Source organism: Psychrobacter sp. M4, from assembly GCF_055699795.1.
Window position 1 is genome coordinate 340,063 of record NZ_CM146740.1, and the last position, 14,731, is coordinate 354,793.

Below are 14,731 nucleotides of genomic sequence, written 5' to 3' on the forward strand. Positions count from 1 at the left end.
TCTACTGGGTAGGTTGATTCTTATTAAACCAGTCTACCGCCATTTGCCAAAGCTCAGGCGCTTTTGCCTGCGTTTTGCTACTAAAATAACGCATATGCCCGATACTATTTAACCCAAAGTCTTTAGGATGCAAAAAATGCTTATCTACCGGCATTTGCGGGAATACTCTTATCATGTCGTCCATGTTTTGACTGTTGGCAATCTCATCATCGCTAAAGCCCAGCCATAACGCTGGCATATCTATCTCGTCATAAAAGTGCGTATGAATGCTTTTGCCAAGCGCTGTCTTTATGTAGCCGGCACCATTACACCACTCGCGCCATTGCCGAGCCACACCGCGCGGTAGCGGTTCACCCATAGCGATTTTATCAGCAGGCGTATAACCCAATACTAGATTACTTACGGGAATAAACACATCCATAAAACCCATGGCTTTTATCTTATAAGGCATAGCCATGTTTTTGATACGTCCTGATGAGCAAGCCACATTGAATACTGATGAGAGGGCTTTATAATTGGGCATAAGGCCGATCAGCTGGCCACCAGCGCTGTGACCAAGTAGATGATAGTTGGCCTCTACAAACTCATCTTGCAGAGCATCAAGTACTGCTGGCATATCATGGCGCCCCCAGCTTATTAGTGAAGCATCACACTTAGCCAAATCCGTGCTAAGCGATTCCCCAATACCTTCATTGTCAAAGGTAATCACCCCAAAGCCCTTTTTGGCTAAAAAGGTGGCAAACTTATGGTAAAACTGGCGTTTGATTCCGGTTGCAGGAGCGATCATGACCGCGTTCTTGACTAAAGTTTTAGGACGATAAACGGTAGCTGCTAGTACTTGATTGCGCTCGGTCATTATAGATAGTGAGTAGCTGTCAATAGCAATAGTAGGGTTAATAGTGTTACTCTTTTGATTTAGAAGAGGTGATAAATGAAGGTCATGCATAGTTATACCTCAGTAGGCTTAATCCTGTTATCAATCCCTGATATTTATTGGTAAGCGCTTTAATTAATGGGTAGCTTGAGAAAATGTCGCTGGCGTTTAGTAATAAATGGTTGCTATCCTGTGGTAGTACCGCTTATGGTAAAATAAATGTCGAGCAAAATAGGTAAGGTGTAGAGGTTATTTGCAACGAGTACTAAGCTTAAATGAATTAAACAACAAGAATGTAAACAACATTGGGACTATTATATGCAAATGAAAATTAATAACGATACTTATGAGGTACTAACCAGTCAAGACATTACCCATATTGAAAAAGCAATTGATAAATCAACTTTGACTATGCCGCTGGTTGCAGTTTATTGTGGCTCACGTTTAGGCAATAATGAGATTTATGAGCAAGCAGCGCGCAAGCTTGGTCGTGCTCTAGCTAAGAATGGTTTAGGATTGGTCTACGGAGGTGCTAGCATCGGTCTTATGGGCGCGGTAGCAGATGAGGTCATTATAAATGGCGCACAAGCGGTTGGCGTTATTCCGACCTTTATGCTCAAACATGAAATCGCTCATGAGGGGCTAACGCGGCTGCACTATACCGACACCATGCACACGCGCAAAACAGTAATGGCAGAATATGCTGATGCCTTTATTACGTTGCCAGGTGGGCTTGGCACGCTTGAGGAGATTATGGAGATTGCCACGTGGCGTCAGCTGTATCAACATGAAAAGCCCATGATTATCCTCAATATCAATGGCTATTATGATCATATGATTGAACACTTAAAATATACGACTGAACAAGGTTTTATGAAGGTTGAAGACCTTGAGCGTTTGGTGGTCTGTAATACGATTGATGAGGCTATTGATCTATTACAAACTATAGTGACTATCGATGATGAGGTCGATACTAATAAAATGGTAGGTAATTAAAAGATTAAGCGATTTATAAGCTGAATAAATAACTACTGACACCAAAAAGAGCAGATAATTTAATATCTGCTCTTTTTTTTACAGTTGCTGCTAGTAAATTATTTTGCATAGCTTATCAATTGATCATACCTTAGCAGTCGTTACACTATCTAGTGCTACTTCGCGAATACTGTGATTGACACCAGCCATCGCTAGTGGAAAGCCGCGTTCTTCGGCCAATACTTTAGCTAAGCAGTCAACTGTCGTCTCATTATTATGCGCCAAGTACGACCACTGATGGGTAAAACGCTTATGATTGGCTGGCAAATCTTTTTGTAATATGTTCAGCTTTGTCAGCTCATCAACAATCTCGTCAGCGGCAATCAAGGTGGAAGAGGCTTTGACATTCTCAGCACGTGCATAATGCAAATTAGAATACAAGCTAACGTCAGCCACGCGTAGAGTATCGTCCTGCCCTGGAATCTGTTGACCGCCATATAGCGCATTACCCACAGTATGAGCACTATTAAAAGTCGGTACAAACTCCGCCACATATTCAATCGCTTGCTGGCTGCGCGCTTGTAGCGGCGCTTTATCCCAGCCATCTTCAATATAATGTACATATTGTGCAGGTAATTTGGGCTGCGCACTGTCTTTGTTAGATGCCACCAAACCGTTGTCAAATAAAGTAATGGCTTTGCTCATACCGTGGATTTGGAAATAGCCATCTGGATAAGGCGTAAGCTGCGCCATACCTTCAGGTGTCCCGCGCGCGCCATAAATAATGATCTCTGGAATCTGACCACCAGCCTCGCCCCAATGCGTGATATACGAGGATTTAAACTCAACCATACGCGTCACTTCAACGCCCACCATATCATCGATAATACCAGTACGAAAGCCGCAAGCATTGATTAGATAGTCGACCTCGACAGACTCAGTTTCAGGTTGGCTGTCTTGCTGATTGCCAACATTTTGCTGATAGTCGACACGCCATTTGACCACATGATGATCGGCGTTGGTACAATTCTCGCAGTCAACGGCCGCCACTTGCTGCACGCTAGTGTTAGTAAAGACGTGAGCGTGTTCATACTCATTGAGCGCCAGCTGAGCTGAGGCGGCGAGACGAAAAATATTCCAGCCGTATTCTTGCACGACAATCAGTGGAAATTTAACCTTATTAAGGTCAAGATACTTGGCAACCGGTATCATCCACTCATCAATACACGTAGGCACAGCAACCTGTTCACGCTCTGATAACGCCACCATCTGCTCATGGCTATAGAGCTGATAGTAGTTTTCAGGTTCACCCAAAACTTTATTATGGATGTCTTTAGCCACCATCTCGCGATAAGCATCGGTCAACGTATCAAGACGCGGCAACAAATCTTCTGGTAAACCCTCATCGCGAGTTGGCACGGCAAAAACCGTAGGTCGCACGTCCATGGTATAAGGATAAAGACGTAGGATATCTATGCACTGCTTAAGCAGAGCCACGCAGTCGGCTTCTGGAATCTCTCGATACAAGTTGCCCCCTGCATGCAGATGACACATTGGTGGACCATCAATCAATGAGGTCTTTTTTTCAAACAAATAAGTCTCAAGTCCCAAGGCAGCAAGGCGAATAGCTATCGTCGAGCCTGCTGTACCGCCGCCCAAAATCCCTACGCGTTTCACTGGTTTATCTTTAGCATAATTTAAGATTGTATTAGTGCTGCTGGCGGACTGAGTGTTTTTAGAAAATTGAGTCATTATCGTTATAATATCCTTAAAGTCGAATGTCATAAGCATCAAATAAGCTATGAATCTAAGCTATGAATCATTGAACTGACGGTAGAGATTGTAAATACAGCCGTATAAAAATAGCGGTTATAGTTTTTAGCTGTGCTGAGTTTATATGCGTGCACCAATAAGCGAGTTCAATACTTATTCACTACTGTTACCGTTATATTTCAGGTTTAGCAGTATGGCAAACTTTTAGTTGTCAAAACTATTTCTTTATTTGACTTATGTTTTAGTCAATTTAAATTGATCAACTTAAGTAGCATTACTCGTTTTATATCAACTTTATTTGTCTGACTATTGTATGAGAGCTGGCTAATAGTATCGTAGCAACTAAGTAAATAATGATAGGAGTCTCAATAGCCAGTGGTCATCTATATGTATGTTTCGGTTTGCGTTTTGTAAGTTAGCTAAAGAGTAGAATTAACTTTTTTAAAGCATGTGCTATATTAAAAAAGCTTAATGCTAGGAAACAAAAGGGTATTCAAAAAACAGAGTATTTAAACAAACAAAGTATTTAAACTGACTAATCATTTTCTAAGAATAAGGAAGTTACTATGAAGCGTATTATGATGTTATCTGCACTAAGTGGTGTTTTAGCGCTTACAGGCTGCTCGACAATGGATAAAGTATTTGGCACTAATATGTCAGGAATGAATGATAACCAGATGGTTAGTAGCAGCGCCGTACCAGTGACTAGTAGAAACGATATGCTGGTTGATTCTACTAATTACATGACGCTATATACCTTTGACAAAGACACTGCCAATAAGTCGAACTGTACAGGTGATTGTTTAGCGGCTTGGCCAGCACTTACCGCCCCTAACAATGCCAAAAGCGTCGGTCAGTTCTCGACTTTTCAGCGTGATGACGGTACTTATCAGTGGGCTGCCAATAACATGCCGTTATACTTCTTTGTAAAAGACACTAAAGCTGGAGATGCAAACGGCGATAATGTAAAAGGCGTTTGGCATATTGTTCCAACTCAATAAAGCCCAATATATTGTAGAGACAAAAAACAGCAGCTATAACTAGTTATAGCTGCTGTTTTTTTATAGTGATACTGTCTGCAATAATACTTTTTAATACTACCTTATTAAGCAGGTCTGTTCGCCTCATCTTCAGAAGCAAGTGCTGCCTTTTTTCTATATAAAGGGAAGAAGTCAGAATTCAAATCTTCCTCGCTCAGACCAATCTTGGCTACCAATTCGGCATATTTTTCTGGGTTGACAATGAGTCTATAGGTTTTAAAATCAAACTCCTCAGAGCTGGAGCTAAAGCCTTTTTTATATTTGTATAGTGAGTCGAGGCTAGCACCAAGGCCACCGCCAAGGTGAAGTAATTTATAGTTATTTTCCCGCCCCCAGTCTCTTGCCACATGAGTAATCAGTTTAGCAGGCTGCAGTTTTCTATAATCGTCGAGCGTTCCTCCTAAATGATACTGCATAATCCCTGACTCCTCACAGGCAGTGTATAAAGAAGAAGCAATAGGCTTATCCTCTTGATAAGCCGTTATCAACAGCAATCTGCCTTGTAGGTTTTCAGATAAATTATAGTAATAATTGTCATCAAAAAAATAATAATCAGTGGCACCAACATTCGCCATCGTCTCTTCATAAATCTTTGAAAAGATTTTAGCGTTTTCTTCGTCCAACGCTTCAACCTTAGTAGTCACATCCATTTTCATTGCTTTTTTGATGCCACGGCGGTGCTGATTTTGAGTTTCTTGCCAGTGTTCTTCTTCAGATTTAGTCAAATCAGAGGCTACTGTTAAGCCATGCTTTATTATTTTACCAACAGCTGGGGGGCGCTCTCGTTCTTTGTTAATGATGGGATGCAGGCGCATAAACAAAGAGACACAGCCTTCTTCATAAAGAAAATCCTGAAGGCCTTTTAACATGATATCCAGCTCATCAGTGGTCACAGTGTCGTCAACCAGCGGACCGCCATACCCATAAGTAGAAGTGGCATCCCAGTACTTAGCGTCAATCTCTCTTATCATTAAAGGCAAATATATTTTTTTATTATTATATTCGGCGACTATACCCTGAGGCTTGCCGTCGTCTATAACGGCTGAAGCGTTAATCCAACCAGATAGATGGTATATATCAAAACTATAGTTTGAAATCTCTTTATCCCAATCCTTGTCTATAGTTATAAATTTTACAGATACCTTATCCATATTTTTAATACCCTTATTACATAATATATATACGTATAGATGAATGTACAGTAAAACACTAGGTATTAATACCTACAATAGTGTAATAAAGTTTAACTCACATCTTTTACTTGTTTATATTATGTATAAGGAGATACTGCAATTACAACGCAGAAGAAAGAGTGAAGAACATAAGCTGAAGTAGAAAAGCAGTCATAAGTCAGTAACCACAATGTACCTTAACGACTTTTAAATATTTAGCCTCTGGTATACAGCTAACTTGCATCAAACCACAAAAACCGTTAAAATCGCGGTTTAATTTTCCCGCTGTGGAAGGCTAAGTGAGCAGCAATATGGTATTAGGTGCTGGAATAAGCCAGTGACTTGATGGCCAGATTGAAAAATGTCCTTAGTGCCTCAGTTACGTGTGCACAATCTAACTTATATCGAAGACTGATTGGTTAAGCATACATCGGACCTAGAGAGTTTATTATGCGTAAAGATATTCATCCTGATTATCAAGAAGTACTGTTCCACGACACGAATGCTGACGTGTTTTTCTTAACCCGTTCTACGGTTAATACTAAAGCGACTCGCGAATACGAAGGTAAAGAGTACCCATATTATCCACTTGATATCTCAAGTGCTTCGCATCCGTTCTATACGGGTGAGCAGCGTAAAAGCTCAACCGAAGGCCGTGTTGCTAGCTTTAACAAGCGTTTTGGTGCTTTTGGTGGCCGTAGCAAAAAATCTTCTGCTGAGTAAGTTTATCAAGTTAGTAGAGCTAAATACTTCTAGTAGAGCCAAGAAAAAACCGCTGAATGATCAGCGGTTTTTTTATTTTAAATGGTTGTTAATTCGTATTTTCTCTAGCTAGTAAAGCGCTTATCAAGTCGCTCAATTGCTGCGCCCAATAACCGTACGTTATAGAGCTTGGGTGAAAACCGTCGCTGGCGAACATGACGGTGCCATCTATAGGCTCACCATTACTATTATTGTCTTTACTGCGGTGCTCCTCAGCCATACGCGTAAAATCAGCGCCCATGTAGTACACGCCATCATGCTGAGTACAAACTTGCTGCAATATATTATCAAGCTTCGTCGCTTTGGCTCCGATAAACTCGTTCAAAGGCGCGGGCAGGGCAGGCATTTTTGCCATTGGAGGTAGACTTGAGAAAACAATCGTCTTTACGCCAAATTTACGCTTGGCAACCTCGATAATATCTTCAAGCTGCCGTCGCCATGTTTTAGTTGCGACATTAGAGGTTGCGTCATTCACCCCAAGGCTTAGTATCATGACATCAATAGGCTCACAAGGCGTAGAAAGTACATAAAGCCTGCGCAAAATATCAAAGCTGGTATGTCCGGTAGTAGCCTGTAGTGACCAGTCAAGCTGAGCAAAATTTGAGTTAATTACTGACTGCTGCACTAAAGATGGAATCAGTCGCCCAGCTAGCGCTTGCTGCTGCGACTGGCTGCCTACGCCTGCTGCTGATGAATCGCCAACAATCATAAGATTAAGTGTTGGCTTAGCATTAGTAGCACGGGTTTTTTCAAGCTTAACACTGCCCCAACGTGCGCCTTTAGGTTCAGGGAGGCGTATGGTGTCACGCTTAACTTTACGGCCTTGATATAAGTAGATAGGCGCGAGTAACACGTCTTTGGCCACAATCGCAACTTTAGCCGCAGCTGCTGTTCTTACCGCGTTTTTTGTATTAGAGGCGGTTACCATCCTGTGCGTCCTCTGATCGTGGTAAGATTATCATCAACCAGTAATTGACCATCGACAAACACGTCTTGTAGTAAGTTATCTGCTAGATGTTCTAATGTCTCTTCTTTGATAGTGTTAAGGTCACCGTTACGACCTTTAACTAGCGCCAAGCGGCCCTTTTTGGAGCGTTTGGAGCGGCTGGTCACCGGATCTTTAAAGATATCTACCCATTCGCCGTCAATTTGAATAGCGCTGGCTTTCATCGCCCAGCTCATAGTATCGCGGTTAACTTGCTGCAATAGACCGCCGCCCATCCCAAAGGTGACATTCTCTGCACTAAAGCCAGCTGCCATAACGACGTCTAATATCTTGCCTAAGCTTTGCGGATTGATACCATCGCCTTGAATGAGGCGCACGTAATCAGGCAGGACTTTATAGCCCTTGCTATTGGTTGTCGTGCCAAACTTTACAGCCAAACGCTCTAAAGCCTCACGAACTACCTTGGCAGGATCGCCACTGTCAGGACGTATTACTAATGTGCCGCTCATAGTTTCTACTTTATCTTTGAGCGCGTCGCCCCAGATGTTATCAATGGCATTCCATAAGTCATAACTGTCCGATACCACGGCTACGGTATGGCCTGCGCCGCCGAACTGATCCAGCATATTCTCATAAGCCTGAGTCTCGCGCTCGCGTCCCCAAGCGGTCATGGTACTGTGCTCAGCGGCAGGTATGGAGAATGCTGGCATGTCTTTATTCATCCCATACCAGCGGCTAGCGGCAACCAAAGCTGTCATGCTATCAGTGCCGGAAAAATTGACCAAGTTAGCAAGGCTGCCCAAAGCTACGGTTTCCATACTAGAGGCACCGCGCGCGCCAAAATCATGTAATTTAAAAGGTAGGCTGTCGCTATTATCAGCGGACTTTTCTAGCGCGGCTTTGATCACGTTTTTGCAATAATAAGATAAACTGGCGACAGTTGAGGGATACCAAATAGCGCGCAGTAGAGTAGTCTCAAGGTAGCTTGGCAGCCAATAAAACTCAGGATCGGTATTGACGACTTGGCAAACCACGTTTGATACCGACACAATACTGCCTTCAGGCACCGCTTGAATACGTATAGGTAATCGGCCACCGTGCTTTGCGACTAGGCGCTGCCAACCCGCTCGGTTAAAAGGCAGACCATGCGCGGTGATAACCGCTTCGGCTTCATCAATATGAGCCGTGGTAATCGGTGCATGTAGGTATTCTTTAATAAAAGCTTGTAGACCGAAAAACAGCACATCGTAGTCGCCACTGCGAGCCTCAACGTAGCTTGACATATACTCGCTACCGGGTGGATATTGTAGCCAGTGCGAGGTTTTATAGCTGTCAGAATTTAAGATTAAATTATTAAAATTACTGGTGTACATCACAGAACTCCTCTGCTTTTAGGTACCGCATTATTGCGGCGATTGACCCTTACCGTCTATCGGCTTGGGTTGTGAAAATTTTTAATTATTATACGCTTACAATAATTAAATTAATAGACTTTTGTTTACAAGTTTGCAGTACAAAAGTTAGATGGTTGATGAGCCAAGATTTACAACCCTACCATTTTAGTAATAATCGCATAGTGATCTTCAAACATCATCTGGGCATCTAATTCAGCAAGCGGCAGCCAAAATGCGGTAGCTGCATCATCACCACCTTTGACTTTGGGTAAGCCTTTGGCGTCGTTTTTGAGCTGTAGATAAAATGCTTGAGTAATCGTGCGTCCGCGCGCTGAGCGATACGGATCATCAAAGGTATGCTGACTATGAAACGAGCCACGTAGCACCGGTTCAGGAACCTTTAAGCGGGTCTCTTCGCGTAGCTCACGGATACAGGCATCAAACAAGGTTTCTTTAGGATTTAAAAACCCCCCTGGCAGTGCCCAAAGCCCTTTGCCTGGCATACTACGACGCTCAACGAGTAAGATATGTCCTGACTGCACCACTAGCGCATCAGCGGTCATAAAGGTCGGCGGATAAGGAGCAGATTCCCACTGTTTTTTATATTTATCGATAAAGCCGGCCTCAAGGTGCAGCTTTTTATACTCATCAGTCTCTTTAAACTCATTTAGCACTTTACGCGTAGATTCAGGCGTACGCTCAGGTGTTGGCGTTGCACCCATCAAATAACTGTCGCGAATAGGGGTAGCTGATAGATTATGATAGTTGGGTACTGAGACTGATGCCCAGTTTGGGAATAACGATAAATAATAAGAAGAGCTATCTTTTGAATGCCCAATCAAGCCGATATCCGCATTTAAGTCATTAGTCACCGAGCGTACGCCCGCTTGCACATATTTTAGCCAGCGCGTATCGTTGTATAACGCATCGTCAAGGCCAACGCAGTGAATACGCGCGGCGTCTTCTTTTGAGTAAGCGTTTTTAATCATCGCGGTACGCTCGCTTACCGAAAAAGGATTTCGCAGGCTTCGCGGCAGATTAGCAGAACCGATAAGCATAATCACATTATCTGCGCGCTTAAGCGCCTCATCAACGACCGCTTTATGCCCAAAATGGAAAGGCTGAAAGCGGCCAATAAAGACTAAATATTGATAGTGCTTATCATTTTTATCATTAGAATTTTGTTTTGATAACTCGCTCATAACTGTCAACTCCTTACCACGTACTCATTTACTATTTATTCAAAAATTGTTAATGGCGCTAATACTGACACAAGCGCTTGACAGCTGACAAGTAGAAAGATGTTTTAGGTCATATCATAATTGAGTATTAGCTTATTTTAGGCAAATTAAAATAATAGACAACAAATATAGGCAATAAAAAACCCCTCCAATTTAATTAGAGGGATTTAAGTGTAGTTACTTACATAACTATTCGGTTTATAATTACACTTTGTAATCATAATAACTTATAACGATCCAATTTTCTCTAAACCTTGCTGTTCAAGAACAGCAGTTAAGCCTTTATCCTCTTCAATACGCTTAACAAAGTCGTTTAAATTATTGTATTTAGACAAGTCAATCTCAAACTTCTTTGCCCACGTTAGGGTAACGTAAAGATAGATATCAGCGGTAGTCTTAGTGCCGGTTAGATAATCATGCTTACTCAGTTGCTCATTGGGCAATCTAAGCAGGTGCGCAATTTTTTCTTTTGCTTTCGCTTTTAATTGTTCCTGCGCTGCTTCGTCTTCTATAAAGCCATCAGGGCCAAAGAGAGGCGCAAAGGCTTTATGAAGATCAGCATTTACGAATGCTAGCCAATGCATAAATTCGCCTTTTTCGGCCGGTGTTTCATTACCCCCAAAGATGTTTGTTTCAGGGTAGTTAGCATCAATATAGACTTGGGTAGCGATATTTTGCGTAATAATGGTATCGCCATCGACTATCGAAGGTACGGCGCCTTGTGGGTTTATTTTTAGATATTCTTCTGATTTGACAGAATCATGGTCTAGAAGCTCAAGCTCATAGTCTGCGCCTGTCCACTCAAGGGCGGTGTGCGGAACAACTGCGCAAGTACCTGGAATCACATATAACTTCATAGCCTACTCCTTTATCATTATTTATTTATCTATCATTTTTTATTAACGTTATAAAGTTTAACTAATCATAAGAGTTTATTGGGTTATCTTATGTGAAGTTAATTTGAATAGATGTAATCTCATTTTGTATGCTTATTAATCCAAGCGGCAACCGTTGGCCAAATCTCTTTGGCAGCATCACGGCTCATCAAAATCCTACTGTGCGTATAATCGCTTAAGTTGCCGTTAGCTTTCGAGAACTCATAAAATACATTGCTTGGATGACTAAAGTTATCGAAGAATAGTTTGCAGCCCTGAGTGGGCGAGATAAAGGTATCGCCTTTAGCACTGATAGCGTAGATAGGGATAGTAATTTTTGGCATAGCTTGACGATAATCGAAGCGCTCATCGCTATTAGTTTGATCAAAATGGCTGCAGTGTTTACTGTTATTTTTTTTAGTAAAACTGCTGTTAAAGTTTTTGTTTAAGTTCCAGTCGTACCACTGTGCCATCATGTAGTAGCTCTCGTTAACCGGACCTAGTTTGAGCAGCTTAGCAGGAATATAACCTAACATACGGTTAAAAATGTTTGCTGCAGAAATTTTGGCATAGCTTTTGACATCTGATATTGCGCCATACGCTTGGCAGGCAAATAAACTCATGCTATTTACTTTATCGATATATTGCTCATTTTGTATTAAAAACATCGTCAAACAAACACCGCCGCCGCTATGAGTCACACAGTGTAAGTTGTCTAGCTTTAAATCATCGAATAAATATCGAAAAACCGCTGCAAAGTCGTAAGTAGCAACGGTTTCAAAATTGAATTTCTTTGTTGATTTCGGACTAGCGCCATGACCGCGCCATTCCATAATATAGCAGTCGTGTCCCAGCTGAGCCAAATAACTGGCTATTCTTAAACAAGCTCTTTTGTCTGAGAAGGTACCGTGGGTCAAAAAGATATTTTGGCTCTTTGCAACCTGCTGAGTAGGAGAGCTTGCCTTTGTGTTGAGTCTTATATCTGTAGAATTACTCACTTTCCAAACGGCAACTTGCGCGCCATCTTTGGTGGTTAACTTTTTTAAGGTTTCTGTTAGCATGCAACAATGCTCATTTGTTGTATTGATTGCTGAAGTGTACTTATTGGCATGAGGGTTGGCAAATATCATCGAAAGATGACCCAGTCAGAAGTACTGTTTTACAAGGTAGCGTCTTACTATTTTGTATAGCCTCTATAGTTTTAATCCTGCGTGTAAAAATCCTTGATAATCCATTAAGTCGTCTTAATATAGATAGGGTACTGAGTAAGCGTATTACTCTATATTTATAGCAGCTGTTGCTAAAACACAGTAGCGCAGTCGGAATTACCTCTTAAGTGCGCTATAATGAACCCTATAAATTTATAGACATGTATTGTTGATCGTAGTCAGAGCAAAAGTATTCAAAACGGCAACAGTTAATAATTGCAAACCTCTCAAATTCACGACACCGTAGCGGCAAACAGACTGGTACTGATGTCACAACGAATAGGAAGCCTTATGAGTGAACACAATCCAACAAACACTGTAGCTGATGGCTATGAATCAGCTTTAGATACTGATCAGTCTGAGATCAAAAGTAATATTACTATTACTGAATCTGCTCAAGGTTATTTAGCTGATCTATTGTCTAAACAAGATACCGATGGCATCGGTGTTCGTATCTTTGTTGAACATCCAGGTACACCGCGTGCTGAGTGCTGTATGGCATATAATCAGCCTGGCGAAGAAGATAGTGCTGATTTACAGTTAAGTTATGACGAGTTTTCAGCTTTCATCGAAGCGTCATCGGTACCATATCTAGAAGATGCGGTAATTGACTACAATAAAGATCGTTTCGGTGGTCAATTAACCTTCCGCGCTCCCAATTCTAAAGTGCCTAAAGTTGGCGCTGATGCCAGTGTTGAGGAACGTATCAACTATGTACTGCAATCAGAGATTAACCCAGGTCTAGCAGCTCATGGTGGTATGGTCGATTTGATAGAGCTTATTGAAGAAGAAGGCATTGGGCTGACGGCGGTGCTTAAGTTTGGCGGTGGTTGCCAAGGCTGCTCAGCGGTCGATATGACTTTGCGTCACGGGGTAGAGGTGCAGCTAAAGCAGCAAATACCGGAGCTGACGCAAGTGATTGACGAGACTGATCACACGCGTACAGAAAACGCTTATTATAAGTAAAGGTCGTTAGGAGCTTGGAAAAGCTTACTTCTGTTGTTTTATTCGTACCAAAGCTGAGTTATGATTAACTCAGCTTTTTTTATAGCTGTATTTACCCTCTATCAAGGAGCAGATTATGAGTGACCAGCAAACAGACGATAACAATTTAGACTCTCAGCGTTTAGAAACTTTAGCGATTCACGCCGGCTACAGTGTCGAGCCGACCACTAAAGCGGTTGCCGTGCCCATTTATCATACTAGCTCTTATGCGTTTGATGATACCCAGCACGGGGCGGATTTATTTGATTTAAAAGTTCAAGGCAACATTTATACTCGTATTATGAACCCCACTAATGCGGTGTTGGAGGAGCGCGTTGCCGCACTCGAGGGCGGTGTTGGCGGGCTGGCCGTAGCCTCCGGTATGGCAGCGATTACTTATACGGTGCAGACCATTTGTGAGATGGGTGACAACATTGTCGCGGTATCGACATTGTACGGTGGTACGTATAATTTATTTGCCCATACTTTGCCGCGTCAAGGAATTGAGGTGCGCTTTTTTGATCATAAAAACCCTGAGGCTATTCATGATTTGATTGATGATAAAACTAAGATGGTTTTTGCTGAGAGCATCGGTAATCCATTAGGCAATATCGTTGATATTCAGGCACTAAGCGATATTGCGCACGAATATGGCGTACCGGTAGTGATTGATAATACAGTCGCCACACCAGCACTGTGTCGGCCGTTTGAATTTGGCGCTGATATCGTGGTGCATTCATTGACCAAATATATGAGCGGGACCGGTACTTCAATTGGCGGCGCAATCGTCGATAGCGGTAGATTTCCTTGGGGCGATTATCCTGAGCGCTTCTCTCTACTCAATACGCCAGATGCCAGCTACCATGGGGTGAATTTTGTCCAAGATGTGGGGGAAGCCGCTTTTATTGCCCGTGCTCGCGTAGCCCCTCTGCGCAATACTGGCGCGGCATTAAGTCCGCTTAATGCTTTTAGTATTTTGCAAGGCATGCAGACTTTGAGTCTGCGTATGGAGCGCCATGTCGAGAACGCGCAAGCCGTTGCTGAATACTTGCGTGACCATGACAAAGTAGCTTGGGTAAAGTACGCCGGTTTGTCTGATCATCCTGAGCATGATTTGGCACAAAAATATATGCAAGGCACGCCTTCAGCGATTTTGACCTTTGGCGTTAAAAGTAGTAGAGAGGACGAAGAAGGAGGCGGGCGTGCAGCAGGAGCGCGCTTCATCGACGCCCTGCAACTGATCACACGCCTAGTAAATATTGGCGATGCCAAGTCCTTAGCCTGTCATCCTGCGACCACGACTCACCGTCAGCTCAATGGGCAAGAGCTTGAACAAGCGGGCGTCAGTGAGGATATGGTACGGCTGTCAATTGGTATTGAACATATTGATGATATTAAAGCTGATTTAGAACAAGCATTGGCGCAGGCTTAGGTTGAGAGTCTATATCTATTTTTTTTGTCCAATAAACCAAAAGCCCGTATGATCA

At 42.5% G+C, this 14,731-nt stretch carries 13 protein-coding genes; 5 read left to right on the forward strand and 8 right to left on the reverse strand.

What is annotated here, in order from left to right:
• Position 1 precedes the first annotated feature (1 nt).
• The gene (locus ACR63N_RS01470) at positions 2-946 is read right to left on the reverse strand and encodes an alpha/beta hydrolase family protein (RefSeq protein WP_367105079.1); all 945 of its coding nucleotides are present in this window, start codon (positions 944-946) and stop codon (positions 2-4) included.
• 246 nt (positions 947-1,192) lie between these two features.
• Here ACR63N_RS01470 and ACR63N_RS01475 point away from each other — a divergent pair, with 246 nt between their 5' ends.
• A complete protein-coding gene (locus ACR63N_RS01475) occupies positions 1,193-1,870 on the forward strand; it encodes an LOG family protein (RefSeq protein WP_367105080.1) in 678 nt (225 codons plus the stop codon).
• A 123-nt stretch (positions 1,871-1,993) separates the two neighbouring features.
• Here ACR63N_RS01475 and ACR63N_RS01480 read toward each other — a convergent pair whose 3' ends face one another.
• The gene (locus ACR63N_RS01480) at positions 1,994-3,601 is read right to left on the reverse strand and encodes an FAD-dependent oxidoreductase (protein ID WP_367107346.1); all 1,608 of its coding nucleotides are present in this window, start codon (positions 3,599-3,601) and stop codon (positions 1,994-1,996) included.
• A 587-nt stretch (positions 3,602-4,188) separates the two neighbouring features.
• Here ACR63N_RS01480 and ACR63N_RS01485 point away from each other — a divergent pair.
• Complete coding sequence (locus ACR63N_RS01485) at positions 4,189-4,623, forward strand: COG4315 family predicted lipoprotein (RefSeq protein WP_472782357.1); 435 nt, start codon at positions 4,189-4,191, stop codon at positions 4,621-4,623.
• Positions 4,624-4,727: 104 nt separating this feature from the next.
• On the opposite strand, the gene ACR63N_RS01490 is transcribed toward ACR63N_RS01485, so the two are convergent.
• Positions 4,728-5,813 (reverse strand): GNAT family N-acetyltransferase, encoded by a 1,086-nt coding sequence (locus tag ACR63N_RS01490; RefSeq protein WP_472782358.1) that lies wholly within the window; start codon positions 5,811-5,813, stop codon positions 4,728-4,730.
• A gap of 471 nt (positions 5,814-6,284) precedes the next feature.
• Between ACR63N_RS01490 and ACR63N_RS01495 the strand changes: the two genes are divergently transcribed.
• Positions 6,285-6,557 (forward strand): type B 50S ribosomal protein L31, encoded by a 273-nt coding sequence (locus ACR63N_RS01495; RefSeq protein ID WP_367105084.1) that lies wholly within the window; start codon positions 6,285-6,287, stop codon positions 6,555-6,557.
• 88 nt (positions 6,558-6,645) lie between these two features.
• On the opposite strand, the gene ACR63N_RS01500 is transcribed toward ACR63N_RS01495, so the two are convergent.
• The 5 genes from ACR63N_RS01500 to ACR63N_RS01520 all read right to left on the reverse strand — a co-directional run bounded on the left by ACR63N_RS01500 (position 6,646) and on the right by ACR63N_RS01520 (position 12,113).
• Positions 6,646-7,524 carry an SGNH/GDSL hydrolase family protein gene (locus tag ACR63N_RS01500; protein ID WP_472782359.1) on the reverse strand — a complete coding sequence of 293 codons (879 nt, stop codon included), beginning with the start codon at positions 7,522-7,524 and terminating at the stop codon, positions 6,646-6,648.
• A complete protein-coding gene (locus ACR63N_RS01505) occupies positions 7,518-8,915 on the reverse strand; it encodes a nicotinate phosphoribosyltransferase (protein ID WP_472782360.1) in 1,398 nt (465 codons plus the stop codon). Before ACR63N_RS01505 ends, ACR63N_RS01500 begins: the two co-directional genes overlap by 7 nt.
• Before the next feature lie 170 nt (positions 8,916-9,085).
• Positions 9,086-10,138, reverse strand: coding sequence for a bifunctional nicotinamide-nucleotide adenylyltransferase/Nudix hydroxylase (locus ACR63N_RS01510; protein WP_367105087.1), 1,053 nt, complete (start codon positions 10,136-10,138; stop codon positions 9,086-9,088).
• A 266-nt stretch (positions 10,139-10,404) separates the two neighbouring features.
• Positions 10,405-11,034, reverse strand: a complete 630-nt coding sequence (locus ACR63N_RS01515; protein ID WP_367105088.1) for a glutathione S-transferase family protein — start codon at positions 11,032-11,034, stop codon at positions 10,405-10,407.
• A gap of 119 nt (positions 11,035-11,153) precedes the next feature.
• On the reverse strand, positions 11,154-12,113 hold the full coding sequence (locus tag ACR63N_RS01520) for an alpha/beta fold hydrolase (protein ID WP_367105089.1): 960 nt from the start codon (positions 12,111-12,113) through the stop codon (positions 11,154-11,156).
• Between the two features lie 438 nt (positions 12,114-12,551).
• On the opposite strand from ACR63N_RS01520, the gene nfuA reads away from it, so the two are divergent.
• Both nfuA and ACR63N_RS01530 read left to right on the forward strand, forming a co-directional pair.
• Positions 12,552-13,226, forward strand: coding sequence for a Fe-S biogenesis protein NfuA (gene nfuA / locus ACR63N_RS01525; protein ID WP_367105090.1), 675 nt, complete (start codon positions 12,552-12,554; stop codon positions 13,224-13,226).
• A gap of 115 nt (positions 13,227-13,341) precedes the next feature.
• On the forward strand, positions 13,342-14,676 hold the full coding sequence (locus tag ACR63N_RS01530; RefSeq protein WP_367105091.1) for an O-acetylhomoserine aminocarboxypropyltransferase/cysteine synthase family protein: 1,335 nt from the start codon (positions 13,342-13,344) through the stop codon (positions 14,674-14,676).
• Positions 14,677-14,731: the final 55 nt, after the last annotated feature.